20 protein-coding genes and 1 riboswitch are annotated in these 26,249 nt (G+C 64.8%); of the genes, 9 read left to right on the top strand and 11 right to left on the bottom strand.

The window, feature by feature from the left end:
* Nucleotides 1-37 precede the first annotated feature (37 nt).
* Genes IB262_RS11670 through bioB form a run of 5 tightly spaced genes read right to left on the bottom strand, consistent with a single transcriptional unit; the run spans nucleotide 38 to nucleotide 5,082 of the window.
* On the bottom strand, nucleotides 38-1,027 hold the full coding sequence (locus tag IB262_RS11670) for a beta-ketoacyl-ACP synthase III (protein ID WP_110818829.1): 990 nt from the start codon (nucleotides 1,025-1,027) through the stop codon (nucleotides 38-40).
* Complete coding sequence (locus tag IB262_RS11665; protein ID WP_192493571.1) at nucleotides 1,024-2,292, bottom strand: adenosylmethionine--8-amino-7-oxononanoate transaminase; 1,269 nt, start codon at nucleotides 2,290-2,292, stop codon at nucleotides 1,024-1,026. The genes IB262_RS11670 and IB262_RS11665 overlap by 4 nt, the downstream gene beginning before the upstream one ends.
* Nucleotides 2,289-2,927 carry a dethiobiotin synthase gene (gene bioD, locus IB262_RS11660; RefSeq protein ID WP_110818830.1) on the bottom strand — a complete coding sequence of 213 codons (639 nt, stop codon included), beginning with the start codon at nucleotides 2,925-2,927 and terminating at the stop codon, nucleotides 2,289-2,291. The genes IB262_RS11665 and bioD overlap by 4 nt, the downstream gene beginning before the upstream one ends.
* Complete coding sequence (locus IB262_RS11655; RefSeq protein WP_192357024.1) at nucleotides 2,924-4,069, bottom strand: 8-amino-7-oxononanoate synthase; 1,146 nt, start codon at nucleotides 4,067-4,069, stop codon at nucleotides 2,924-2,926. The genes bioD and IB262_RS11655 overlap by 4 nt, the downstream gene beginning before the upstream one ends.
* Complete coding sequence (gene bioB / locus IB262_RS11650; RefSeq protein ID WP_060601812.1) at nucleotides 4,066-5,082, bottom strand: biotin synthase BioB; 1,017 nt, start codon at nucleotides 5,080-5,082, stop codon at nucleotides 4,066-4,068. The genes IB262_RS11655 and bioB overlap by 4 nt, the downstream gene beginning before the upstream one ends.
* A gap of 424 nt (nucleotides 5,083-5,506) precedes the next feature.
* Nucleotides 5,507-5,627: riboswitch (TPP riboswitch) on the top strand.
* A 161-nt stretch (nucleotides 5,628-5,788) separates the two neighbouring features.
* On the opposite strand from bioB, the gene thiO reads away from it, so the two are divergent.
* Genes thiO through IB262_RS11630 form a run of 4 tightly spaced genes read left to right on the top strand, consistent with a single transcriptional unit; the run spans nucleotide 5,789 to nucleotide 8,333 of the window.
* On the top strand, nucleotides 5,789-6,760 hold the full coding sequence (thiO, locus tag IB262_RS11645) for a glycine oxidase ThiO (RefSeq protein WP_192493570.1): 972 nt from the start codon (nucleotides 5,789-5,791) through the stop codon (nucleotides 6,758-6,760).
* Nucleotides 6,757-6,954 (top strand): sulfur carrier protein ThiS, encoded by a 198-nt coding sequence (thiS, locus tag IB262_RS11640; RefSeq protein ID WP_060583946.1) that lies wholly within the window; start codon nucleotides 6,757-6,759, stop codon nucleotides 6,952-6,954. Before thiO ends, thiS begins: the two co-directional genes overlap by 4 nt.
* 3 nt (nucleotides 6,955-6,957) lie before the next feature.
* Nucleotides 6,958-7,731, top strand: coding sequence for a thiazole synthase (locus tag IB262_RS11635; protein WP_060644564.1), 774 nt, complete (start codon nucleotides 6,958-6,960; stop codon nucleotides 7,729-7,731).
* On the top strand, nucleotides 7,728-8,333 hold the full coding sequence (locus tag IB262_RS11630; RefSeq protein WP_060529364.1) for a thiamine phosphate synthase: 606 nt from the start codon (nucleotides 7,728-7,730) through the stop codon (nucleotides 8,331-8,333). Before IB262_RS11635 ends, IB262_RS11630 begins: the two co-directional genes overlap by 4 nt.
* 34 nt (nucleotides 8,334-8,367) lie before the next feature.
* Here the strand turns inward: IB262_RS11630 and IB262_RS11625 are convergent, their stop codons facing one another.
* Nucleotides 8,368-10,053 (bottom strand): amidohydrolase family protein, encoded by a 1,686-nt coding sequence (locus IB262_RS11625; protein ID WP_192357020.1) that lies wholly within the window; start codon nucleotides 10,051-10,053, stop codon nucleotides 8,368-8,370.
* A gap of 171 nt (nucleotides 10,054-10,224) precedes the next feature.
* Between IB262_RS11625 and IB262_RS11620 the strand changes: the two genes are divergently transcribed.
* The 3 genes from IB262_RS11620 (at nucleotide 10,225) to IB262_RS11610 (ending at nucleotide 17,127) form a co-directional block, all read left to right on the top strand.
* Nucleotides 10,225-14,340: an adenylate/guanylate cyclase domain-containing protein gene (locus IB262_RS11620; RefSeq protein WP_192357018.1), complete on the top strand. Its 4,116-nt coding sequence runs from the start codon at nucleotides 10,225-10,227 to the stop codon at nucleotides 14,338-14,340.
* Entirely contained in the window at nucleotides 14,337-15,896 is a 1,560-nt protein-coding gene (locus IB262_RS11615) for a radical SAM protein (protein ID WP_090296481.1), read from the top strand. Before IB262_RS11620 ends, IB262_RS11615 begins: the two co-directional genes overlap by 4 nt.
* Nucleotides 15,897-16,065: 169 nt before the next feature.
* A complete protein-coding gene (locus IB262_RS11610) occupies nucleotides 16,066-17,127 on the top strand; it encodes a GH25 family lysozyme (protein WP_192372169.1) in 1,062 nt (353 codons plus the stop codon).
* Between the two features lie 43 nt (nucleotides 17,128-17,170).
* Here IB262_RS11610 and IB262_RS11605 read toward each other — a convergent pair whose 3' ends face one another.
* The gene (locus IB262_RS11605) at nucleotides 17,171-18,649 is read right to left on the bottom strand and encodes a patatin-like phospholipase family protein (RefSeq protein WP_192357014.1); all 1,479 of its coding nucleotides are present in this window, start codon (nucleotides 18,647-18,649) and stop codon (nucleotides 17,171-17,173) included.
* A gap of 225 nt (nucleotides 18,650-18,874) precedes the next feature.
* Here IB262_RS11605 and IB262_RS11600 point away from each other — a divergent pair, with 225 nt between their 5' ends.
* The gene (locus IB262_RS11600; RefSeq protein ID WP_060583952.1) at nucleotides 18,875-19,549 is read left to right on the top strand and encodes a response regulator transcription factor; all 675 of its coding nucleotides are present in this window, start codon (nucleotides 18,875-18,877) and stop codon (nucleotides 19,547-19,549) included.
* The gene (locus IB262_RS11595; RefSeq protein WP_060583953.1) at nucleotides 19,546-20,916 is read left to right on the top strand and encodes a HAMP domain-containing sensor histidine kinase; all 1,371 of its coding nucleotides are present in this window, start codon (nucleotides 19,546-19,548) and stop codon (nucleotides 20,914-20,916) included. The genes IB262_RS11600 and IB262_RS11595 overlap by 4 nt, the downstream gene beginning before the upstream one ends.
* A 113-nt stretch (nucleotides 20,917-21,029) precedes the next feature.
* Here IB262_RS11595 and IB262_RS11590 read toward each other — a convergent pair whose 3' ends face one another.
* From IB262_RS11590 to IB262_RS11575, 4 genes are read right to left on the bottom strand one after another with little or no spacing between them, the layout of a single operon-like run.
* On the bottom strand, nucleotides 21,030-22,403 hold the full coding sequence (locus tag IB262_RS11590; RefSeq protein WP_192493569.1) for an alpha-glucosidase/alpha-galactosidase: 1,374 nt from the start codon (nucleotides 22,401-22,403) through the stop codon (nucleotides 21,030-21,032).
* A 23-nt stretch (nucleotides 22,404-22,426) separates the two neighbouring features.
* Nucleotides 22,427-24,100: an ABC transporter ATP-binding protein gene (locus IB262_RS11585; RefSeq protein WP_060521890.1), complete on the bottom strand. Its 1,674-nt coding sequence runs from the start codon at nucleotides 24,098-24,100 to the stop codon at nucleotides 22,427-22,429.
* A 12-nt stretch (nucleotides 24,101-24,112) separates the two neighbouring features.
* Nucleotides 24,113-25,240, bottom strand: a complete 1,128-nt coding sequence (locus tag IB262_RS11580; protein ID WP_060521889.1) for an ABC transporter permease — start codon at nucleotides 25,238-25,240, stop codon at nucleotides 24,113-24,115.
* Nucleotides 25,237-26,247: an ABC transporter permease gene (locus tag IB262_RS11575; RefSeq protein WP_060521888.1), complete on the bottom strand. Its 1,011-nt coding sequence runs from the start codon at nucleotides 26,245-26,247 to the stop codon at nucleotides 25,237-25,239. Before IB262_RS11575 ends, IB262_RS11580 begins: the two co-directional genes overlap by 4 nt.
* Nucleotides 26,248-26,249: the final 2 nt, after the last annotated feature.

The raw sequence follows: 26,249 nt of genomic DNA, 5'->3' as shown, positions 1-26,249 counted from the left end.
CGCCAGGTTACGCGGCGTGGCTGCCGTCGACGCGTCATCAGATCGCGAGCACTGCCGCCCCTCCCGCAAGCCCCGCGCCGGCCGCCGTCAGCAACAGCTTTTCGCCGGAGATAAAGGGCTCTTCTCGGTGCGCCAGCGATAGCGACAGCGGGATGGTCGCGGCCGACGAATTGCCGTAGTCCGAGATCGTGCGCACCGTTTTCGACGGCGCGATGCCGAGACGATCGCAGACGGCGTCGAAAATGCGGGCATTGGCCTGATGCGGCACGAAGCGGCTGATGTCCGGGGCCACGCAGCCGGCGGCGTCCATGGCGTTCACGGCACAGGCCGTCATCAACTCCACCGCCTGCGCGAACATCTCGCGCCCGTCGCGCATTGTCATCAACAGGTCCTCGGACCTGGTATCGGGAGAAAACGGCCTGTTGCTGCCGCCGGCGGCAATCGAGATCAGATCGTAGCGACTGCCGTCGGCGGCGAGGTCGGTGCCGACGAGGCCGGTTTGCGGGTCATCGGACGGCGCGACGACGACGGCGCCGGCCGCATCGGCAAAGAGCACGGCGCTCGCCCGCTCGGCCGGATTGATCCTGCGGCTCAAGATGTTGGCCGCCACCACCAGCACCGGCTTTCCCTGAGCCCGCGCGAAACCGTCGGCAAGCGTCAGGGCGTAGAGGAAGCCCGAGCAGGCGCCGGCAAGGTCGATCGCACCAGCGTTGGAAAGGCCGAGACGATGAGCGAGCAGGGGTGCTGAAGGCGGCAGCAGGTGATCGGGCGTCGAGGTCGCAAGCAGGACCAGCGCGATATTGCCGGGCGGGGTGCGGGCATCTTCGAGCGCCATTGCGCCCGCCTTTGCCGCAAGCCCCGACAGCGTGTCTTCAGGCGCGGCCCAGCGCCGCTCGCGAATGCCGGTGCGGCGCTCGATCCAGCCGGGCTCAAGCCCGAGCGTCGTCTCGATTTCGCCGTTGGCGACACGCCGCTCCGGCACCGCATGACCGAAACCGACGATCCGGGATGAGCGAACGAGCCTCATAGCTGCCCTGTCCCGAAGAGCGACGCCGCCTCGTCGATCGCGTCATAGGCCCGCCCGAGATCGGCATCGGTGACGCAATAGGGCGGCATCAGGTAGATGACGTTGCCGAGCGGACGGATCAGCAAACCACGCTTGCGGAAAAACGCCCTGAGCTGCGGGCCGACCTCGGCGAGATAGCCGCCGGACGGCACCGTGAGGTCGAGGGCTGTAATGGTGCCGATTTGGCGAACGTCGACGAAGCGAGGATCATCGGCGAAGCGCGCCAGATGTCGACGCTGGCGCGCGACCAAGGTTTCGATACGCGCGCCCACCGGCTCCTGTCTCCAGACGGCGAGATTGGCAAGTGCCGCGGCACAGGCGATCGGGTTGGCCGTGTAGGAACTCGAATGGAAGAAGGTCTTGCGTCGGTCGACCGAAAGATGCGCCTCGAAGATCTCCGAGGTGCAAAGCGTCGCGGCCAGAGGAAGCGCGCCTCCAGTCAGCCCCTTCGAGGTGCAGAGAATATCGGGCGCGATCCCGGCCTGCTCGCAGGCAAACAGGCAGCCCGTCCGCCCCCAACCGGTCATCACCTCGTCGGCGATCAGCAGGCTGCCATGCCGTTCGGCAATGCGTTTCAGCTCGGACAGCACGGAAGCCGGATAGGTCTTCATGCCACCGGCGCCAAGCAGCAGGGGCTCGATCAACAGGGCGGCAACCTCGCCGGAAGCGCAAGCCTGTTCGAAGGCGTCGAGCGTTGCCTGCTCCCGGGCCGGCTCCGGAAAGGGCAGGCGATCGACGGCGAAGAGCAGCGGCGCGTAAGCGGCATTGAAGACGCCTCTTTCGCCGGCCGACATCGTGCCGATCGTGTCGCCGTGATAGCCATGCTCCAGCACACAGATCCGGCTCCGCGGCTGGCCGCTGTTGTGGAAGAAGCCGAGCGCCATCTTCAGCGCGACCTCGACCGCAGTCGAACCGCTATCGGAATAAAACACATGGGCGAGCCCGGGCGGTGCGATCTCGATCAGCCCGCGCGCCAGGTCTTCCGCCGGTGCGTGAGTATATTCGGCGAAGATGATCTGGTCGTAGGTCTCCGTAGCCCTGCGGATCGCCTCCATGATCGTGGGGTGACGGTGGCCGTGGGTGATAACCCACCAGGACGAAATCGCATCGAGGATCGACGTGCCATCTTCGTCGACGAGATAGGCACCCTCGGTGCCGACGATGCGGCGCATCGCCGGTTCGAGGGCATGCTGGGTGAAGGGATACCAGACGGTGGAGCTTTTCATGCCGGCATCCCTCGAAAATCGGCGATGTTGAAATTCTCGGCGAAGGCGTGGCGCAGGCTGTCGGGCGTCAGCGGGTCGAGCCGCGGCAGCCGCCCGAGCCGGCGCACCCCGCCAAGGCGCGCGATGATCGCTTCGCTATCCTCCTGCGCGTCGCCGATGAAGGCGACGCCGAGAACGGGAATGGCGCGGCGGCGCAACGCTTCGAGCGACAAGAGGGTGTGGTTGATCGTGCCGAGCCCGGTGCGAGCGCAGACAACCACCGGGATCTGCCAGCGCGCGAAGACATCGGCAAAGACCGTGTGCTCCGTCAGCGGCACCAGAAGCCCGCCTGCGCCTTCGATCACCAGCGGTCGTTCCACCGCTTGCGGGGAAAGATGCTCCGGGTCGATGGTGACGCCGTCGATCCGTGCTGACAGGTGCGGCGATGCCGGTATTGCGAGCCTGTAGGCTTCGGGCAGGACGCGGTCACACGACAACCGGCCGAGCCGGGCGACGGTCTCGCTGTCGGTTTCTTCGTCGAGCCCTGACTGCACAGGCTTCCAGTAGCAACCGTCGAGCGCATCGGTAAGGGCTGCGGAAAAGATGGTCTTGCCGATGCCGGTATCGGTACCGGTGACCACGATACGGGTTTTCATGGCCGCTCCTTCGCGATCGCGATCTTCAACTGCTGCAGCATCTGCACGATTGCGGCCCGGTCGACGTTGAGGGTGATGTCGATCCGAAGACGCGCGGTGCCTTCCGGCACCGTCGGCGGGCGAATTGCCCTGACATCGTAACCCTCGGCGCGCATACGGGCGGCGATGCGGACCGCTCGGCCGTTATCACCGATCGGGATGGGCAGGATCTGCGAGCCGCTGCCTTCGATGCCGAGCACCTCGGCGAGCGCCCGGTTGGCGAAGGACCTGAGGCCGTCGAATGCGGCGCGGCGTTCCGGCTCGTCGACGAGGGCGGCGAGCGCTTCACGCACCGCGGCCGCGATGAGTGGCGAGGGCGCGGTCGAATAGATGAAATTGCGGGCGCGGTTGACGAGATAATCGCAAAGCACGGCGCTTGCTCCGACCAGTGCGCCGGAAACACCGAGCGCCTTGCCGCAAGTATGCAGCATGACGACGTTCTCCCGGTCCTCCAGCTCAGCGGCGAGACCGCGACCTTCCGGCCCGAAGACGCCGGTCGCGTGCGCCTCGTCGATGACGAGAAAGCCGTCATGCTGCGCGGCAAGCGCTAAGAGGTCGGCGAGCGGCGCCCGATCGCCATCCATCGAATAGAGGCTTTCGACGGCAATCCACGGGCGCCCTGTGCCGCCGGCGCGGCGCCATTGGCCGATGGCATCGGCAAAGGCGTCGATATCGTTGTGCGCTGCCGCAACCGCATCGGCCTTGCTCGCAGCGATGCCTTCATGGGCGCTCGCATGGATCAGGGCATCGTGGACGATGAGGTCGTCGCGCTGCGGCAGCGTCGAAAACAGGGCAGCATTGGCGGCGTAGCCGCTGCCGAAGAAGAGCATTCGTTCCGCGCCGAAGAAGGTGGCCGCTTCCGCCTCAAGTGCCTCGTGTTCTTCGTGATTGCCGCGCAACAGCCGTGAGCCGCCGGAGCCGACCGGCACGCCGCGCGCGATGGCACCCGTTATCGCCGCCTTCAGCCGCGTCGAAGCGGCGAGCGCCAGGTAGTCGTTCGAGGTAAAATCCAGGCCGCCAGCGGGGGCAAGTGCGCGCCGGCGGCCCTTGCGATCAAGGCCCTCCAGCGTCTTCTCATAGCGCGCAAACAGACCCAGGGTCATTCGGCCGCATCCTGCCTTGCCGCCGGAGCCATCGGCTTCAACCCCAGGCGTCGGAAGAGCGCCGCATCATGGTCCTCGCCGGGATTGTCGGCGGTCAGCAGGGTTTCGCCGACAAAGATCGAATTGGCGCCGGCGAAGAAACAGAGCGCCTGCGTCTCGTCGCTCATGTCGGTCCGGCCGGCTGAAAGCCGGACATGCGATAGCGGCATCAGGATGCGGGCAAGCGCGATGGTGCGGACGAAATCGATCGGATCGACGGGCGCTGCATCGGCCAGCTTCGAGCCCGGGATCGGGATCAGCATGTTGATCGGCACGCTTTCGGGCGGCACCGGCAGATTGGCGAGCGTCACCAGCATGGAGATCCGGTCGTCGGCGGTTTCGCCCATGCCGAGAATGCCACCGGCGCAGACCTTGATGCCGGCGTCGCGGACATTCGCGAGCGTCTCCAGCCGGTCGGCAAAGCTGCGGGTGGTGATGATCTCGCCGTAGAAGCGTTCGGAGGTATCGACATTGTGGTTGTAGTAGTCGAGCCCGGCCTCGGCGAGCCGTGCGGACTGGTCCGGCGTCAGCATCCCGAGCGTCATGCAGGTTTCCATGCCAAGCGCCCGCACACCGCCGATCATGGCGACGATCGCGTCCATGTCGCGGCCCTTCGGGCTGCGCCAGGCGGCCCCCATGCAATAGCGCGTCGCACCGCCGTCGCGCGCCTGTCGCGCCTCGGCAAGCACACGCTCGACCTCCATCAGCTTCGATGCCTTGAGCCCGGTCGGATAGTGGGCGGACTGGCTGCAATAGCCGCAATCCTCGGCGCAGCCTCCGGTCTTGATCGAGAGCAGCCTGCTCATCTGGATGGTGTTGGGATCGAACTGCGCACGATGGACCGTGTGTGCGCGGTAGAGCAAATCGTTGAACGGCAAATTATAGATTTTTTCAGCTTCCGCTTGGGTCCAGCGGGATTCGCCCGCGTCGCCCGGGGTAAAATTAGCGCCAGTTGATAGGGTTCCGTCCAGCATTTCGGCTCGTCCTCCAGGTCATCGCAAACGCGAAATAGATAGAATCTGATATTATCTATAATTTTGTCGACGAGCAAAGTTCGCAAGCACCCAGGTGGAGAGTTTGTGTTAGCAAATACCCTTCTGGTTGTATTTTGACCGTGAGTGAATCTGGAAACCGCCGAGACGGGGCAACAATCACCAATCAATCGGTCGCATCTCCCATTTCCGAAATCGGGCGTAACGCACCCGAGAAACGAGGACGAGCCCGGGCTTCTCCGGTATTTTTCGACCCGCTCTGCCCGCCTGACACTCCTCCCTTCAGCACGCCGCCAACGCTTCCGCTTTCTCGTCGAAAAATTATAGATACTTTTTTCGGCAGATGAGATCACATCGCACACGAATGCTGGCTCTTGACAAAAACCGCCCCGAACGGTCAGCTTGGAGCATTCACCAGGGGTGTCCCGCTAAGGGGCTGAGATTCTGCTATGCGATTTGCGCGGCGCAGTGACCCGTTGAACCTGATCCAGTTCATACTGGCGTAGGGACGGTGCAGACATCGCTGCCGCAAACGTCGCCTTCACGCGACCATTCAACGGCAAGGCGTCCTTGCCCTTCCTTCGCTCGTGAACTGGGTCTCCACAATCGGAGCCTCGGCATGCACACCGCCAACACCATCCCGCTTCCCTCACGACGGCCCGCCCACGCCTCGCGGGAACACTGAGCCATGCGGATCCTCGTCAAAGGTGCCGGCGTCGCAGGGCTCTGTCTGGCGCATGAACTTAGCGCCCGCGGTGTCGCGGTGACGGTTGTCGAGCAAAAACCAGGCTTTGCCGGCGCGGCCTCCTGGTTTGCCGGCGGCATGCTGGCACCCTGGTGCGAACGCGAAAGCGCCGAAGAGGTGGTGCTGACGAAGGGCATCAGCGCCATTGACTGGTGGGACGACGCCCTGCCAGGCGAGGTTTCCCGAAACGGCACGCTTGTCGTCGCCCCGCCACGGGATGCGGGCGAACTCAAGCGCTTTGCCTCACGCACCTCCGGCTTCGAATGGCTCGACGCCGCCGCGATCGAACGGCTGGAACCGGCGCTTGCCGGACGTTTCCGCGAGGCGCTGTTTTTTCCCGGTGAGGCGCATCTCGACCCGCGCCGGGCGCTGAGCCGGTTGCGGCAGAAGCTTGTCGATCACGGCGTCACCTTCCTCGATGAGACGAGCGACGATGGCCACCACGATCTCGTCGCCGACTGCGCCGGCGCGGCACGCATCGGCGAAACGCCGGGCCTGCGGGGCGTGCGCGGTGAAATGCTCTACCTGCAGACAAGCGACGTGGAGCTGTCGCGGCCGGTCAGGCTCATTCATCCCCGCATCCCGCTCTACATCGTGCCGCGCGGCGGCGGCCTCTTCATGTGCGGGGCGACGATGATCGAGACGGATGACGGCGGACCGATCACCGCCCGCTCCCTCATGGAACTGCTGAACGCCGCCTATGCGCTGCATCCGGCCTTCGGCGAAGCGCGCCTCGTCGAAACCGGCGCCGGCGTCCGCCCCGCCTTCGCCAACAACCTGCCGCGCGCCCTGCGCACCGGGCAGACCATCACGATCAACGGGCTTTACCGCCATGGCTTCCTGCTTTCGCCGGCCCTGGCGGCGGAAGCAGCCGACCTCGCGCTTGCGCAGGACCTGAAGGGAGATGCCGCATGAGACTGACCGTCAATGGCGAGGATCACGACCTCGCCGTCACCACCCTCGCCGAGCTTCTGGCCGCCCTTGATTTCGAAGGCGACTGGCTCGCCACCGCCGTCAACGGCGAACTGGTGCACCGGGCCGACCGTTCGGGTCATGCGCTCAGCGACAGGGACCGGATCGAAATTCTCTCGCCGATGAAAGGAGGCTGAGACATGCTGACGCTTTATGGACAGGACCTGCGCTCACGGTTGCTGCTCGGCACCGCCCGCTACCCCTCCCCCGCCGTTCTGGAAGATGCGGTGCGATCGTCAGGCACTGAGATCGTCACGGTCTCGCTCCGGCGCGAAACCGCCGGAGGCCGCCAGGGCGGCGCCTTCTTCGAACTGATCCGGGCGCTCGGCGTGCACGTGCTGCCGAACACCGCCGGCTGCCACTCGGTGTCAGAGGCGGTGCTGACGGCCAAGATGGCGCGCGAGGTCTTCGGCACCAACTGGCTGAAACTCGAAGTGATCGGCCACCACGATACGCTGCAGCCCGATGTCTTCGGGCTGGTCGAGGCGGCGCGCATCCTCTCGGCCGAAGGGTTCGAAGTCTTTCCCTACACCACGGATGATCTCGTGGTTGCCGAACGGCTCGTGGAAGCCGGCTGCAAGGTGCTGATGCCCTGGTGCGCGCCGATCGGCAGCGCCATGGGGCCGCAGAACATCCAGGCGCTCAGGGCAATGCGGGCCAACTTTCCCGATGTGCCGCTGATCGTCGATGCCGGCATCGGCCGGCCCTCGCACGCAACGACGGTGATGGAGTTCGGCTTCGATGCCGTCCTGCTCAACACCGCTGTAGCCGGCGCCGCCAAGCCCGCGCTGATGGCCGCTGCGTTCGCGGGCGCGATCGATGCCGGCCGGCAGGCCTTCGAGGCGGGCATGCTCGAACCGCGCGATTTTGCCGTCCCTTCCACCCCCGTCATCGGAAAGGCGGTGTTTGCGTGAAACTTGACCCCTTCTATCTCATCGTCGACAGCGCGGATTGGATCGAGCGGCTGGTGCCGCTCGGCGTCAAGCTGGTGCAGCTACGCGTCAAGGATCGTACGGAAGCGGAGATCCGCCGCGAGATCCGCGCGGCCAAGGCCGTTTGCGACGAGCAGGGCTGCCAGCTCATCGTCAACGACTACTGGCAACTGGCGATCGCGGAAGGCTGCGACTTCGTCCATCTCGGCCAGGAGGACCTGGCGGAGGCCGACCTTACTGCAATCCGCGCCGCCGGCCTGAAGCTCGGACTCAGCACCCATGACGAGACGGAACTGGAGACAGCACTTGCTGCCAAGCCCGACTATGTCGCGCTCGGACCGGTTTACCCGACCATTCTCAAGGCTATGAAGTGGGCGCCGCAGGGACTGCCGCGCCTTGCCGCCTGGCGGAACCGTGTCGGGTTGCTGCCGCTGGTCGCCATCGGCGGCCTCAACGTCGAGCGGATCGCCGGCGTCTTCGAGCACGGCGCCGACATCGCCGCCGTCGTTACCGACATCACCCGCAACGCCGACCCGGAAGGCCGGACGCGCGAATGGATCGCCAGAACCGCACCGTGGCGATAGGCACGTGCCGGACCGCGGGTAGCAGTCTCCGCGGTCAGGCGATCTCCAGCTGCGAGAGCCAGGAGGCGTCCAGGCCACGCTTGCGACAATAGGTGGCGAGCCGCTGGCGGGTCGGCCCCGGCCGGTCGAGGCCGAGGTAACGGGAGGCGTTCTTCCAGAAGATGTTCTGCTGGTCCTCCTCGCTGACATTGGCCTCCTTCAGTTGCTGGGCGATCCGCGGGACGTAGGCGTTGTAGTCCTTCTCCAGCGCCATCATCGACCAGTCGGTGCCGAACATCAGATGGCGCGCATCGGGATCGTAGTCCCGCAGCCATTTGTCGAGCAGCGCGCGGATTTTTTCGTGCAGCCCGGGCGTGTTGTCGGTGACGAGCTCGCTCAGATAGCTCAGGTCGGCAAACAGGTTCGGTCGGCGCCCGTGGTCGATCGTCTTGCCGATGATGTCCTCCCAGGTCGGCGGACCGGAGAATTTGTCCTGGGCGCAGGACACCATGACCCCCGTCGGCGCGCCCGGGCGAATGACTTCATCGAAAGCGCCGAAATGCGCCAGATTGATCCGCAAGTCATTGTAACGGTTGGTGTCGAGCAGCTTCTTCCAGTAGACGGGGCTCGCCATATTGCCATAGCCGCAGCCGGCGCCGATGCTGTTTTCCGCATGCGCCATGATCGGCACGCTGTTGTCGCGGCACCAGTCGTAGAGCCGCTTCAGCGCCGCATCGATCGCCGGATCCGCATTGCCCCATGCCTTGAAGCCCATCGGCGGGTAGATCTTCACGCCGATGAAGCCCTTTTCCATGATCGCGTAGCGGACGTTTTCCAGCGACGAGCCACGCTTCTGCGCCTCCCGGTGCGGATCGAAGCCGACGAAGCTGTGCATATGGATGCCGTGCCGCTTGATCACCAGCTGCTGGATCTCGTCCATCACGTCGATCTGGTCGTGCTGCGGCGATGCCCTGCCGCCGATCGACTTCTCGAAATCGAGGATGCTCGGCGTGATCATGGAAAACCGGCATTTCGACGCGAAGATCCGGGCATAGGTTTCCGCCAGGTTTTCTCGGTAGTCCTGCATGAGGCGCACGAAGGAAAGGTAGTTGCCGATCTGGTCGTGGGCCTTGGCGGCCGACGCCAGGGCATCGACATCCGTCTCCTCCACGCTGCCGGAGCGCCGCTGCAAGCCCTGGGGCAGGCCGGGGGTGCCGCCGATCTGTTCCAGCAGGCCTTGATAATCCGGCGTTTCGGCGCCGCTTCGTGCGGTCAACGATGCGCGCTGCTCGCCGGCTAGCGCGACCAGTTGCTTGACGGCGATGCGCAACTGCTCGTCCTTCCGCCGCTCGAACTCGGCGTCGGAGGGGCGCGGCACCCGCTTCTTGAGAATAGCGTCCTCGGCCTTAGCCTTGGGCGCGACGTCGCCAAGGGCCGTCACGAGGAAGACCACCAGGGCATTTTCCAGGCGCTTCGACTGCAGCGGATCGGCGGAGAGCTTTGCTTCCGGCAGTTTCTCCCGCAGCGCCACATAGCGCACCAGCCCTTCCACGGGCACATCGGCCGCGTTGAAGAAATGGCAGTGAACGTCGACGATCGGGTAGGGAAGCTCGCAGGCCGCGGCCGGTGGCCAGTCGTGTCGACACCCGGAAAGCACATTCGCCATCACGCCTGCCGAGAACAGCCGCAAGACATTGCGGCGTGTCACGGCGGCGACCGGACCAGCCCAGTCGACCCCCATCATCCCCTCCTGTTGCGAGACCCCCTCGAACAATCGGGCAAACATTACTCCGTTCGCAAGCGGCGTGGAACAGATATTTACTTGCCGTTACTGGAAACCCATAGGTCAACACGGGCGGCCTTTAAGTGCGAAAGGAGGCATGTTACTCTAAAATCTTGGGGAGAATTTTGCGTGGTAGGTGGCGCCGGCAAGAATGAATTCCAACGTTACCTGTCGGGAGCCCTGGTTCGATGGTCTGCCCCGGCGGCGACGGATTCGGCTGGCCCGACGCGCGAGGACTTTCCCGGCGCCTTGCTGTTCGCCGACATCTCCGGTTTTACCCGCCTGACCGCCAAATGGTCCGAAAGCGACCGCGCCGCCGGCGCCGAACGGGTGAGCCGGCTGCTCAACGGCTACATGGGGCCGCTCGTCCGGCATATCGAGGAACATGGTGGCACCGTGTTGAGCTTTGCCGGGGACAGCCTGCTTGCCGGCTGGCAGGCTGCCTCCGACAGCGAGCTGGAGCAGGCCGCCTGGCGCAGCTGCTATTGTGCCGGCCGCATCCGTGAAGAGATCGGCGGCCCGGGCGGGCCGGAGGACGCGCTGCAGCTGCGCATCGCCGTCGGCGTCGGCACCATCACCCTGCTGCACCTCGTTCCCCGCATCGACCAGCGCTGGCTGATCGTCGGCGGCGACTGCCTAGCGCAGGCGGACCATTGCGGCCTTTTGAGCGATGCCGGCGAAATTCTCGTCTCCGACACCGTGTGGCAGCTGATCGGCAAGCGGGCAACCGGCCGGCCCGGCCGGGAGGGCACCGCCCGCCTCGAACGCATCGATCCCTATTCGACCGCAACCGGGCAGCCCCACCCCCTTTCGGGCTTCGCCAGCAAGCGGCTTGAAGCCTACCTGCCGCTTTCGCTGCGCGGTCGGCTTCTCTCGCCGCTTTCGGAGTGGCTGGCGGACCTGAGAACCATTACGGCCCTGTTCGTGCATATCGTTGGCCCGGACCTCGAGAAAGATCTCGATCGGCTGAACCAGCTCGTTGCACGGTCGATCGCCGTTGTCGGCCGCACCGGCGGGGAAATCCTCCACACAGCCCTTCACGCAAACAGTCTCGAGATCTTCGCGGTCTTCGGTCTGCCCGGCCCCAAACATGCCGACAATGCGCGCCGCGCGATCGTTGCGGCGTTGCGTCTTTCAGGCGAGCTCGACGATCCCGATGTCGGCCTTTCGGCCGGCATCTCCACCGGCGAAAGCTTCTGCGGCGCGCTCGGCGCCAGCCACCGCGCGGACTACACGGTGGTCGGCGCCGCCGTGAACATGGCCGCGCGCCTGGCAAGCGTTGCCGCCGGGCGCATCCTTGTCGACCAGGCGACGGCAAAGGAGACGGCCAGCCAGATCGCCTTCTCCGGACCGTGGTCGCTGGCCATACCGGGCGTGCGCGGCGGCGTGTCTGCCTTCGCGCCGATTGCCGAGACGGTCGCAACGATCGACACCAAGTCACCGGCACTCCTCAACCGTGCGGCCGAAATGACGGCCCTTTCCGCCTATCTCGAAAGCGCGCGCAGGGGGCAGTCCGGCATCATGATCGTCAAGGGCGATTCCGGCGTCGGGAAGTCGGCCCTTCTGCGCGCCTTCGTCGAGCGCTGTCGCGACCGCGGCAACCGCGTGCTCGTCGGCAATGCCGACGACATCGAAAGCGACGTCCCCTATTTCGCCTGGCGCGGGGTTATCCGCGACCTGCTCGGTATCGGCGATCTGCGCGGCGCCGAGGCCACGGACCAGGTGGCGCTCTTCTTTGCGGAAAGACCGGAGCTTGCTTCCCTCGCGCCGCTGCTCAACGATGCCATCAACCTCACTTTGCCGGATACGCCGGAGACCCGGGCCATGTCCGGCGACGGGCGCTCCCATCGGCTGCGCGAGCTGCTGAGCGAGCTCATGGCCGACAGTCTCGCCGGGGGACAGGGCTTCGTCGTGCTCGAAGATGTGCACTGGCTCGACGAGGCGTCCGGCCAGCTGCTCGGGCGGCTGGTTTCAGGGGCGGCACCCGTGCCGGTGGTCGTATCGACCCGGACGACCCGCACACAGGAAGACCTGACCCGGTGGACCGGCCTGCACCACAACGGCGCCCAGACGCTCGATCTTTTGCCGCTCGACTTCGAGGGTACGATCGCGCTCGTTCGCGCATCAATCGGCAGCAACTCGCCCGCCGACGGCTTCGGCGAGGCGGTCTATGCGCAGTCGGCCGGAAACCCGCTGCTGATTTGCGAAATCTGCCGGATGATCGGCGAGCGCCGGCTGCCCAAGGCGGCCGAGCCTGCCGCAGCCGTCTCGCTGCTCTCCGAGCCCCGCTCGAACGATGCGACCCTGCTCAACACCGCCAAGGTTACCGTGATTGCCCGGACCGACCAGCTTCCGGCAGAGCTGCAGGTTCTCCTGAAGATCGCAAGCGCCATGGGCGCGACCTTCTCGCTTGCCGAGCTTGGCGCGCTGCCGCCGATCAGGAAGACGTCACTGGACATCGAGGCGAGCATCGAGCGGCTGCAGGCGGCGCATCTGATCAAGCCCGCCGACGACCGCCCGGGCCGGTTCATGTTCAGCCATGCCGTCATCCGCCAGGCGATCTACGAAAGCCTGCTGTCGGAACAGCGCCATGAAGCGCATCGCGCGATCGCCAAGGCGATGGAGGAAGGCGGGCAGCCGGACAATGCGGAAAACCTGCCGCGCGTACTCAGCCACTGGGAGCGCGCAGGCGACGCCGCGCAGGCCTTCAACTATCTGGACCGCGTTGCCGAACTGCGGCTGCGCCAGTTCGACAACGCCGCCGTCGTCGATCTGATCGAGCGCTTCTTCAAGACAGCGCGCGACCTTTCGATCACCATTCTACCGGCAAGACGGGCGGCCGCCTGCTTCCTGCTCGGCGAAGCCAGCCTCAATCTTGGCCGCGCCGAAGCGGCCCGCCATGCCTATGAGGAAGGACTGCGGCTTTCCGGCCTACCGCTGCCGCGCACCTCTGCCGGCCTCGCGCTGCATCTCGTACTCGATCTCGCCGAACAGGTGTGGCGGCGCACCATCCACCGCGACGCGGACTGGATCCTGAAGCGCGAAATCTCGCGATCGCCGTCCGATCCCTTCCTGCTTGCGGCGAAGGCGCATGAGGACCTGACGCGGATCTATTACTTCACCAGCGAGAAGCTGCGGCTGATCCATGCGACGCTGAGGGCGACGAACCTTGCCGAAAGAAACAAATACGTCTCCCCGACGACCGCCGCCAATTATGCCAGCCTCGGCGCCATATGCGGCGTGATCCCGCTGCACAGCCAGGCCGAACACTACAGTCGGCTGGCGGCAGCACTTTCCGAACGCGTCGACCAGTTGGGAACGCGCGTGCGGGTCGACTTACTGTCGGGCATGTACCAGATCGGCATCGGTCATTGGCACGCGGGCAAGCGGGCGTTCGAGGCCGGCCTGAACAATGCGGCGACGGTCGGCGACCTGAGGCGCTGGTGCGAAGTGGCGGTCGGGCTGGAGACGATTTCCGGCCCTTGGCTTTTGACCTCCGCCTTCGAGGGCATCGCGCCCTGGGAGATCCTCGTGCAGCGGATCTGCGAGGAAGGGCGCCGGCGCGGGGACATGCAGGTGCTCGGCTGCGGCCTGCTCGGCCGTCTCAGGGGCCACGCAGCACTTGGCCGCTGGAACGCGATCGACACCGACCTCGACGAACTCGAACAGATCCTTCGCGAAAAGGGTGACGGGCTGGAACTCGTCCATTCAATCGAAGGCGCATCGCTTCTGAGCGAGGCCGCCCGGCGCCGGGGCAACAGCACGGAGGCCGCAAGCTGGCTCGAGCGCGCGCTTTCCTGGTGCGAGACGCTCAACCCGGCGATGAAGACGCGAACGCTACCGGCGCTCGCCCGTCTCTTCGATGTCGCCAGCGACCCTGACGGAGGCGACCTGCTGGCCGCACAGCTCGTCCTTAGAAAACTCGAGCGCTTTGCGCGGGTTTACCCGATCGGCCGACCGGTGGCAGCGCTCGGCGAAGCGACCCTGCATCTGCGCCGCGGCCAACAACGCCGCGCCGAGCGCGTCACCCAGTATGCCCTCGCGGAGGCGATCCGGCTGGAGATGCCGGCCGTCGCGCTTGCCGCCCTGCAGCATGCCGCCGGACCGAGAGACGCCGAAGCGCGCCAGGCGTTCGAGACGATGTTTTCGCTGCGCCGGGCCACGTGGTGCGAGGTTCTTCCGCTTGGCCAAACCGACCAGACGCCGCATGTCCAGTTTGCCAGATCTCAGGGGAGCCGCGCATGAACCGTCCCAGTCCTCCCCGCATCCTGATCGTGCTAGCCCATTTCGACGAAACCCGGAACCCCAGGGGCCGCCCCGACTTCATCCCCCAGGGAACCGGCCACCTGTTCCTGGCGGGCGCCTTTGCCCGCGACCGCGTGGACCTTCGCGCCTACAGCGAATTCCATGACGGACCGCTCGTCGACGAGGCAGCCTTTGCCGACCTCGACATGCTGGTGTTGACGGGCGTGACCGCAGCCTTCGACCGGATGCAGCACCTGACGGCCTATGCCCGCACCAAGTCACCCGGTTGCGTCGTCGTCGCGGGCGGGCCGGTCGTGCGCAATCTACCGGTTTCGAGCGCCGAAACCTTCGACTACGCCTGCGACGGTGACGTCGAGGAGATGCAGGCGGTCATCAGGGAGGTGTTTGGCGAATGGGCCGTCTCCGAGACGATCCTGCCGCGCTTCGACCTTGCCAATTGGCGCGGTCCGGTCAGCTACATCGAGACGAGCCGCTACTGCAATTTCAAGTGCAGCTTCTGTGCGCTAACCGCCGAAGGCAGACGCTATCACAGCTACGACCCCGCCTATATCGAGGCGCAGCTGCGCAACGCCCCGCCGAAGAAATACGTGCTGTTCATCGACAACAACTTCTACGGCAACAGCAAGGACGTCTTCTATGACAAGCTCGAAGTGATCCGATCGCTGTGGCGGGAGGGGCTGTTTCAGGGCTGGATTGCGCTCGTCACCGGCGACTTCTTCCGCGATCCCGCCAATCTGGAAGCCGTGCGGGCGGCCGGCTGTCTCGGCCTTTTCAGCGGCGTCGAAACGCTGAACGAAGCGCAACTGAAACGCTACCAGAAAAAGCAGAACCTGGTGGTGCCGCAACTGGAGGCGATCCAGACCTGCCTCAACGCCGGCGTCGCCTTCCAGTATGGCTTGATGTTCGATCCGTCGTCGCAGACGATCGAGGCTATGCAGGAGGAGCTCGCCTTCATCACCGGCGAAACCACGATGCCTCTGCCGGCGTTCCTAAGCCTGACGATCCCGCTGCTCGGCACGCCACTCTTCGACGAGTGCGTCGCCGACGAACGCTTCCTGCCCTCGGCCAAGCTGCGCGACATGGATGGCTTCACCCTGATGACCCGTCCGCTCGATGGTCTTGAGGACGTGGCCCTCTTTGCCCGCAAGTTGTCGCGCCTCGACGGCAACCGCGCCCGTATCCTGCGCCATTGCCTGGGGTTCTACCGCAACTACCGCCACTCGCTTTCCGGGCGGCAGATGATCCACCTGCTGGCCAACAGCCTGCGCCTCGCGCTTCCTTCGGTCCTGCATCGCCACGGCCTGCCGACGCGCTCGGGAAGCGACGAAAATCTCACCTATGTGACGACGACACAGCCGCTCGGCCCGCTCTACACACCAGCCTTCCGGGTCGGCGAGGGTTTCCGTTCGCATTTTGCGCCGACGATGATCACCGACGCGTCCGGCGCGCTCGACGACACCATCGCCCGCAACCTCGAATTCCGCACCAGCCGCCGGCAACGGACAGGCACCGGCATCGAACATTCGTCCAGCTGACAGCGCCACCACGCCTGCGTCAAAGTGCCCGGCCTGATGCAACCTCCAGTGCGTGAAATTGGGTTCGCTTGGTAAGATTGGATTCAAACTTTTTGGGTAAGCTTCCGTTAGCCATTTCACACCTGTCGGCCGGCGATCGCCGTCGACCTTGTTTTGCGTACGGGTGCCCATGCGTCTTTCAGCTGCGACCGCAATCCTTTTTGCCGGCCTCATTTCGGGCTGCTCCTCCAGTTCGAGCCTGGACACCATCGCGCCGCCCTCGCGCGAAACGACGAGTTCGGTCGCGATGTCGGCCGCACCGGTGCCCGCCGCCAATGTCGGCGCGCGGGTCGCGCAGATGACGCCGCCGCAGAACGTTCAATCGGCACCGCCCCAAGAAATGCTCGCCTGGGCCGGACCGGTCCCGGAGCCGGAAGCCTTTGCACCCGCGGCAAACACCACGACGACGCTCGCCGCGCCTGTTCCGGACGCGCGGCCGGTCGCTTTCGTCGCGCCGGAAAATCCGGTGACCCAGGCGATGCCACAGGGCCGCTCGCGGATCTACGGTCATCGTTTCCGTGACGCCAAGCCGATCAACTTCGGCCGCGCCAAAAATCCGCGCAAGATGGCCGTGCATGGCGTCGACGTCTCGCGCTGGCAGGCTGACATCGACTGGGCTCGGCTGCGTACACAAGGGGCGAACTTCGCCTTCATCAAGGCGACCGATGGCGGCGACCACCTCGACCCGATGTTCAAGAAGAACTGGCGCGCTGCCAAGGCGGCCGGCATCCGCCGCGGCGCCTATCACTTCTTCTACTGGTGCCGCACGGCCGGCGAACAGGCCGACTGGTTCATCCGCAACGTTCCGCGTGAACCGGGCGCGCTGCCGCCTGTCATCGACGTCGAATATAACGGCGAATCGAGCTGCAAGCGTCGCCTGTCGCCCGAGCGCGTGCGCGAAAAGATGCAGGTGTTCATGGACAAGCTCGAGGCCCATTACGGCCAGCGTCCTATCATCTACACGGCGCCGGACTTCTACGCCGACAACCTGCAGGGCGCTTTCAAGAACTATCCGTTCTGGCTGCGTGCCGTCGCCCAGCACCCGTCGATCGTCTACCCGAACCGCAAGTGGCTGTTCTGGCAGTATTCCGGTTCTGGCCTTTCTCAAGGCGTCGATGGCAAGATCGACCTCAACGTCTTCCACGGCAGCGAGGACCAGTGGCACGACTGGCTGGAGACACGGGCGAACTGAGCCGGCAGGCTCTCGCTAACCTGCCTTCTCAGTCTGCAACCTCTCAATCCGCGCGGGCCAGCTTCGGCCCGCCATGGTTGACGCGGTCGAGGAACCGCCGATAGCCGGCATTGTCGCGCAACAGGCGCCGGCCGAGATCCGCAAGAAAATCGACGTCCTTTTCGTTGAGGCTCAGCCGATTGTGCAGCCCGAGGATCCGCCGCGCCAGCACCGGGTCGGATACATCCGACAGCGCCAGCCGGATGATATCGACATCGAGATCGCCGCAGCCCCGCTTGGCGCCGCTGCTGCCGCACCGCCAAGTCACGAAGCTTTCCCGCCAGGCCGGCAGATGATCGCGCAGCGCATCGAAGCTCTGAAGATTGGGAATATTGATCATCGCGTCGATGGCGGCGACGATCGCATCGGGAGCCTTGGGGTTGTCGACTGTCTTCGAGATGTCCCCGCCGATCCGCGTGGAGGCATCGACGACGATGACAACCAAATGCCTGAGACGGAAGGCGCGCTCCGCTGGGATGGGTTCCGGAGCACCCCGGCCCATCAGGTGCAGCAGGCTTTGCGTTCCGATGCCATCGACCAGGCCGCCATCGTAGAGTTTCAGATAGTTGAGATCCCTTGCCGTTTCATAGCGCCTGAGGGAGCCAGCGTATTCGCGCGCAACGAGCGAGCCCGGCGCGCGAACCCCTGTCTTCTGTGTTTTCGCTTCCGGCAACGCCTCGCAACCGCTTCGGAAGTTCTGCAAGGTCAGCGGCGCGAAAACGACCGGGACGGCGGCCGAGGCCGCAACCGCATAGGCGAGCGGATAGTCGTCGTAGCTGCTGCAGATGGCGGTGAACGAGGCACGGTCGAAGATGAACGGTGAGCGGTTATAGAGATCGGTCGCGTGGATCACCAGGCGCGGATGGCCGGAGCGCGAGATGTTGCCGAGCGTTGCGCCGTTAAACAGGTTGGCGTCGAGCCAGGCCGGAAAACCGGAGAGATCGTTCACCCCGCCGCGATAGCCGCGCAGGATATTGGGTGGTGAAAACGACGTCCTGAGCGAGGCCTCGACATCGCGTCCGAGAAACCGCTTGCGGAAATCCTCAAGGCCCGCGCGGCCGTTCAAGGCAAAATAGGAGGCGAGCACAGCACCTCCGGAGACGCCGGCAACAACCCCGACATCGTCGGCAAGCCGGCGCCCTCGCCCGCCCGGGGACGGCGCCTCGGCCAACGCCGACAGGACGCCGTAGCCGAAGGCAGCAGAGCGGGCGCCGCCACCGGAAAAGGCAAGGATGATGCCGGTGTCGCTCACATCAAACGTCGACTGCGCAAGCGGCACGGCACCCGTCGTCAGTTCAAGTCGTCTGTTGGTGGGCATCACGTCCGGGCCGGCGCAGCCGGCGGTGGCAAAAGCGAGCGCCAAGGTACCGTGACGCAGGAAACGACCTGCGCGCGCAAGTGCAACCGGATGCGCTGCACGCCAGCCAGCCGGCCTTTCCCTGCGTTGTCTGAGTGTAGGCGACGTCCGTTTGCTGAATGTCATGCGCCGTGATCCGGGTTGGCTTTGCCCGCGAACCCCGTTCTTGAGGTTTCACTGCTGCACAGCCTAAGGATCAAGATTGAGACAGCATGTCATGCAGGGCGCCCGCAACGAATGATTGTGCGGCGACAAAGATCGGGATTACCTTGCGGCGGGATGACAGGTTCCCTCAATGAAGCGGCACTAGGATCGCGCGCGTAGGCAAGTTGCACGGGGTAAAGCGCATTCATGCGGGTCTTGCTGGTCGAAGATGAGAAGGAGCTCGCGGGGGCGCTGAAGGCCGCGTTGAGCCATCACCGGATGATCGCCGATCATGCGCGCGATCTCGCTGAGGCCGCGCTGATCCTCAACGACGCCGTCTATGACGTGGTCGTGCTCGATCGCAAGCTGCCCGATGGCGACGGGCTCTCGCTCATCCCAGTGATACGGGCGCGCGGCAACACCGTGCCGGTGTTGATGCTGACGGCGCTCGACGACCTCGCCGACCGGGTGGCGGGGCTCGATGGCGGCGCCGACGACTATATTGGCAAGCCCTTCGCCTTCGAGGAACTGCTGGCGCGGCTGCGCGCGCTTGCCCGTCGCCCGGTTCCGGTGCAATCCGATGTCGTCACCGTCGGTCGGCTCTCCTTCGATCTCGCCCATTGCGAGGCGAGCGTGGCCGGCACGCCGCTGAAGATGCCGCGGCGCGAGCTTCTGGTGCTTGAAACGCTGACCCGTCGCATGGGACGCATGGTGCTGCGTGCCGCCCTGATGGAGGCCGTGTTCGGGCTCGACGACGAGATCCAGTCCAATGCGCTCGACACCCATATCTCGCGCGTGCGCCGCAAGCTGACGGACGCAGACGCGGGCGTGACCATCAACGGCATCCGCGGCGTCGGCTATCTTCTCAGAGAAGACCAATGAGCGGCCGCGCTTCCCATTCCTTCAAATGGCGGCTCGTCGGCTGGCTCGTGCTGTTCGAAACGGTAGCGACCCTTGTCGTCATCGCCATTGCGGTCGGCCTGCTCTGGGTGACCGGCTATCTCATCGACGGCTACGAGAACGGCAATGTTGACGTCTTGAAGGACGCGATCACCCGCAAAGCCGATGGCGGGCTCGAACTTCAGGAAACGCCGGAGCTGCAGCGGCTGCGCCAACAGGCGGGAAAGATCTGGTTCATCGTTCGCGACAGACAAGGGCACAGCCTCTCGGACGGCACGGTGCCGGAAGAATTCGCCTTTGCGGTCGCCGGGCTCGAGCGCATGAACGACGCCCGCTTCCGGCTTTCGCCCGACAAGAATGCCCGTCCGGAAGCGGTCGTCAAATGGCTCGAGTCGCCGGCAGGCATGGTCCAGATCTTCAGCGGCACGGAGGGACAATTGACGCTCGGCCGCCTGCTGCTCAGCACCACCGGCGCCTTCCTCAGCATCTTCGTGCCGATGCTGCTACTGCTCGCCTTTGCGACCGTGGTCGTCACCCCGATCGTCGTTCGAAGGATGCTCTCGGGCCTGTCGCACGCGGCCTCGCATGCCGCCCACATCGAATATGACCAGCGAGGCATCCAGATGCCGGTGACGGGTGTTCCCAATGAGTTTCTGCCGCTGGTGACGGCCGTCAACGATGCGCTGACAAGGCTCGATGACGGCTATACGAGACACAAGCGCTTCCTGGCCCAGGCGGCGCATGAGTTGCGCACGCCGGTCGCCATTCTCGGCGCTCGCATCGCCTCGCTGCCGCCGGGACCGGACAAGACCCGCCTCAACGAGGACGTGACGCGCCTTTCCATTCTGGCGGGCCAGCTTCTCGATCTCGAACGTCTCGACGCCCAGAGGGATGATTTCAGGCCCATCGATCTCGCAGCGCTTGCCGAGCGGGTGATCGTCGCGCTCGCGCCACTTGGCTTCGGGGCAGGTTACGAGATGACATTCGAGGCCGATCAACACCCTGTCATGGTGGCGGGAGACGAGGCGTCGCTGGAGCGAGCGCTCACCAATCTCGTGCAGAACGCCATCGACCACGGCGGAAGGCGCGGCACAATCACGGTCAAGGTCGATCCTCAGGGCGTGATCGTTGTCTGCGACGACGGCGACGGCATTCCGCGCAGCGAAACCGACCGGATCTTCGAGCCGTTTCAGCGGCTTCGCAAGGACGGCAAGGGCGCGGGCCTCGGCCTCAACCTCGTGCAGAAGATCGTGCACCTGCATGGCGGCTACGTCGACGTCTCCCGCTCGGCGTCCGGCGGCGCCTGCATGCGGATCGTGTTGCCGCTGGCGGCAGCCGTAACAGCTTGAGAAGAACAAGCCCCGGAACCGGCGCTGTCGGTCTTGCCCCGTAAATCGGCTAGGACATGGGGGAAGACGACATGCGGTTCCGGGGCTCGACGCGGCCTGACCGGGAGAAAAAGTCAGGCTGCCTGGACCTTTTTCGAAACGCGCGCCCATTCCGGGATCCAGTCGCGATGCGCGACGAGCAGGTCGTCGACGAGCGACCAGATCTGGTCGAGATCGAGTTCGGCCGCCGTGTGCGGATCCATCATTGCGGCGTGGTAGAGATGCTCGCGGTTCTCGGTCATGAGCGCCTGAACCGTCAGCTCCTGCACGTTGATGTTGGTGCGGATCAGCGCCGTCAGCTGCGGCGGCAGATCGCCGATGAAGGTCGGCTGGATACCGGAGGCATCGACCAGGCAGGGAACTTCAGCGGCGCAATTTTCCGGCAGCGAGGTGATGCAGCCGTTGTTCCTGAGGTTGCCGTAGATGACGGAGGGTTCGCCGGTCCAGACCGAGTTCATGATCGAAGACGCGTATTCGTGGCTCTCGGCCACTTCGATCGTCTCGGCTTCCTTGAAGGCAGCCGCCTGCCCCTTCCAGCGCTCGATCTGCTCGACGCAGCGCTTCGGGTACTCGTCGAGCGGGATGCCGAACTTCTCGATCAGGTCGGGACGGCCGTCCTTGATGAAATAGGGCGTGTACTCGGCGAAATGCTCGGAGCTTTCGGTGACGAAATAGCCGAGCCGCGTCAGCATCTCGTAGCGCACCTTGTTGGGGCAGCGCGGGTTCCAGTGGCTGGGCTTGGGGAAGCGGCCTTCGCGGTAGCCGCGCACCAGATCCGGATAGAGATCGCGGAAGCTGCCGTCGGCCTGTTTGTGTTCGAACTTGAGGAAGAAGGCCATGTGGTTGATGCCGGCGGCGCGGTAGCGGATCTCCGAAACCGGGATGTCGAGATCGCGTGAAAGCTCGTAGGCCGTGCCCTGGACAGAATGGCAAAGGCCGACCTGACGGATCGTCGGATACTTCTCGGAGATCGCCCAGGTGTTGATCGCCATCGGGTTGACGTATTGCAGCAGGATCGCGTTCGGGCAGACCTGCAGCATGTCCTCGCAGATCTTCCAGAGATGCGGCACGGTGCGAAGGCCGCGCATGATGCCGCCGACGCCGAGCGTATCGGCAATGGTCTGGCGCAGGCCGTACTTCTTCGGCACCTCGAAATCCGTGACCGTGCAGGGCTCAAAGCCGCCGATCTGGAAGGCGACGACGACGAAGTCCGCACCTTCCAGCGCCTTTTTCTGGTTGGAATGAGTCTCGATATCAGCCTTGACCCCGAGCGTGCGCACCAGCTTGCTGGCGACGATCTCGCTTTCGCCGAGGCGCTCGGGGTTCACGTCCATCAGCGCGATCGTCGCGGCCGACAGCGCCGGACGCTGCAGCACGTCGCCGATGATGTTCTTCATGAAGACGGTGGAGCCGGCGCCGATGAAGGTGATCTTGGGTTGTCTGGTCATGGATTGCCTCTCAATTCTAGCGGTCATGCTGCCACATCGAAGGCGGCTCTCACGAGCCTTTCGGTGTAGGCGGTCTTGGGATTGGACAGAATTTCGCTCACCGGCCCCTCCTCGACGATTCTGCCATGCTGCATCACCACCACCCGATGGCAGAGCGCGCGCACGACCTTGAGGTCATGGGAGATGAAGAGGTAGCTTAAGCCCCGCTCGTCCTGCAGCTTGCGCAGCAGCTCGATGATCTGGGCCTGGACCGAGAGATCGAGCGCCGAAGTCGGCTCGTCGAGCAGGATGAATTCAGGCTCAAGCGCGATGGCCCGGGCGATCGCAATGCGCTGGCGCTGGCCGCCGGAGAACTCATGCGGAAAGCGCGACAGGATGTTGCCCGGCATGCCCGCGGCGTTAAGCGCATCCACCACCCGGTCGAGCCGGTCCTTGCGGTTCGCACCGATGCCGTTGACGACCAGCCCCTCCTCGATGATCTGGCCGATCGACATGCGCGGGTTGAGCGAGGCGAAGGGGTCCTGAAAGACGATCTGGATGCGCGAGCGCAGAGGCCGCATCTGGGTCCGGTCCTTGTCGTGGATCGGGATGCCGTCGAAGTAGATCTCGCCGCCATCGGGGTTGAGCAGGCGGATCAGCGCCTGGCCGAAGGTCGTCTTGCCCGATCCGGATTCGCCGACCAGCCCCAGCGTTTCGTGCTTGCGCAGATTAAGGCTGAGCTTGTCGACCGCGACCAACTCAGAAAACTGCGAGCGGAAAAGACCGCCCTTCTTCAGCATGAAGGAGACCTTCACGTCCCGCCCGTCGAGCATGATCGGGGCGTTGTCCGGTAGCGGTTTAGCCGCACCCGACGGCTCCGACGAGAGCAGCCGTTTGGTATAGGCATGCAACGGGTTGGCGAAGAGCGCGGCCGTGGTGTTGTGCTCCTTCACCTCGCCGTACTGCATGACGTAGACGTAGTCCGAGAACTGCCGAACCACCGTCAGGTCGTGGGTGATCAGGATCACCGCCATGCCGAGCTCGCGCTGCAGGTCTCGGATGAGGTTGAGGATCTGCGCCTGGACGGTGACGTCGAGCGCCGTCGTCGGCTCGTCGGCGATCAGCACATCCGGATCGTTGGCGAGTGCCATCGCGATCATCACCCGCTGGCGCTGGCCGCCGGAGAGCTGGTGTGGATACTGATTGATCCGGAGCTCCGGGTCCGGGATCCGTACGTGGCGCAGGAGCTCCAGCGCCCGCTCGGTCGCGGCGCGTCGGCTCATCCTGCGATGCGCCCGGATCGCCTCGATGATCTGCGTGCCGACCGTGTAGACCGGATTGAGCGAACTCATCGGCTCCTGGAAGATCATCGCAAGGCGATTGCCACGCAAACCGCGCCGCTCACGCGGCGAGAATTTCAGCACGTCCTTGCCGTCATAGTCGATGCGCGATTGCGGGGCGATCGTGGCACGCTTGGAGAGCAGCCCCATGACGCAGCGCGCGGTAACCGATTTGCCCGAGCCGGACTCGCCGACGATGGCGATGGTCTCGCCGCGGTAGAGCTGGAAGGAAACATCCTTCACCGCCTCCACCGTGCCATGTTCGACCTTGAATCGAACCGCGACATTGCGGGCGTCGATGACCGGCCGGCCATCGCGTTCGGCAAGGTCCCTGCGCTCAAAGGGCGCGGCAGTGAGGACGTCGATTGTCTCTGTCATGATGCGTCCTCCTCAATAGGGATCGATGGCGTCGCGCAGGCCGTCGCCAAGCGCATTGAAGGCGAAGACTGTGACAAGCACGAAGGCCACGGGCGACAGGATCCAGGGATAGGACCCGATGACGGAATAGGTGGAGGTATCCTGCAGCATCAGCCCCCAGGAAATGAGCGGCGGCTTGACCGCAAAGCCGAGGAACCCGAGGAAGGATTCAAGCAGCACCACCTGCGGGATCGACAGCGTGACGGCGACGATCACATGGCTCATCACGTTCGGCAGGATGTGCTGGAAGATGATGCGCCGGTCGCTGGCGCCGACGGCGATCGCCGCCCGCACATAGTCGATGCGGGCAAGCGCCAGCGTCTTGCCGCGCACCTCGCGCGACATCTGCGCCCAGCCGAGCGCCGACATGACGATGATGACGAAGGCGAGGAAGACATTGGTCGGCGCCGTCACCGGGATCAGCGACGTCAGCGCCAGGTAGAGCGGCAATTGTGGGAAGGCGAGCACCAGTTCGACGAAGCGCTGAGTCCAGACGTCGAAGCGGCCGCCGAAATAGCCCGACGCCATGCCGACGGTCGTGCCGACGATGGTGACGATCGAGACGACGATGAGGGCGATCATCAACGAGATGCGCGAGCCGACGAGAATGCGTGACAGCACGTCGCGGCCAAACTTGTCGGTACCGAGCAGATGCACCGGCGAGCCATCGACCGCGCCAAAGAAATGGCGCTCGGCCGGGATCAGGCCGAAGAGACTGTAGGGCGCGCCCTTGACGAAGAAGCCAAGGATCTGCGGATTGTCGTAGTCGGGGCCGATGATCGGCTGAAAGGTGATCGGGTCGAGTTCCGTACCTTCGCTGAGCGGATAGCTGCGCGGCGAGAAAACGAGGTTGCCGTCCTTGTCGGTGAAGCTGATCGCCTGCGGCGGCGCAAAGGCGACGCCCGTGGCCTTCGGATCGACCGGCGACAGGAAGTCCGCAAAAATAGCCATGAAGAGCAACAGGCCAACGAGCACGAGGCCGAGCATGCCGGTCCAGGAGCGCTTCAGCCGGCGCCAGACGAGCGCAGGATAGCTTTCGTTGTGCTGCTCGTTCTTGGGTTCGACGACGAGCGGAAGGGTTGTTTGCATCTCGACGGTCATGCTGGGGCTCCTCCGAGACGCACGCGCGGATCGAGTGCGGCCAACAGCATGTCGGCGATGATGTTGCCGAGGATAAGGGTCGCCGACAGAACCAGCATGAAGGTGGCGGTGACATAGACGTCGCCCACCCACATGGAGCCGACGATGGCCGGTCCGACGGTCGGCAGCGCGAAGATGATCGCCGTCTCGATCTCGCCGGTCAGCATGTAGGGCAGCACAACGCCCTGGTACATGATCAGCGGATGCAGGGCATTCGGCACCGCATGGCGCATGACCACCGCGCCTTCGCTCAGGCCCTTCGCCCGGGCGGTTTCGACATATTGCGCGTTCAGCGTGTCGAGCAGATTGCCGCGCATCACCCGCATATTGTAGGCGAGGCCGCCGAAAGTGGCGATCGCCACGACCGGCCAGACATGTTTGACGAGGTCGACGAATTTGTCCCAGGACCAGGGCGCACCGCCATAACGGGCCGAGTGGAAGCTGTTGATTTCGCTCACATTGAAATGGAAGACGAGGATGTAGACGATGATCAGCGCCATCAGGAAGCGCGGCACCGTCATGCCGAGGAAGGCCACCGTCGAAAGCAGGCTGTCGATCCACGAATACTGCCGTGTCGCGGCGATGATACCGAAGGATATGCCGATGATGGACGCCAGGATGTGGCAGACGAGCGCCAATGCCAGCGTGCGCGGCAGGCGTTCGCCGACGACATCGGCAACAGGCTTGTTGTAGTAGAGGCTGTGGCCGAAATCGCCGCGCGTCAGGATGCCGGTCATCCAGTTGACGTATTGAACCGGCAGCGGCTTATCGAGGCCATGCTCCTTGCGATAGGCCTGCGCCTGGGCTTCGGCTTCCTCATAGGATGCGCCACCCTGGTTGATCAGCTGCGAGCGGATGTAATCGCTGTAGTCTCCGGGCGGCGCCTGGATGATGGCGAAGGTCGCCACGCTCAAGACAAGCAGCACCGGAATGGCAGAGGCGATGCGGACAAGCAGAAACCTGAACATGC

Origin of the sequence: Ensifer sp. ENS02, from assembly GCF_014851885.1 — a bacterium.
GTDB classification, from domain to species: Bacteria; Pseudomonadota; Alphaproteobacteria; order Rhizobiales; family Rhizobiaceae; genus Ensifer; species Ensifer adhaerens.
Note: the sequence above shows the minus strand (reverse complement) of the source record. Positions and strands in the feature narration are given on the sequence as shown.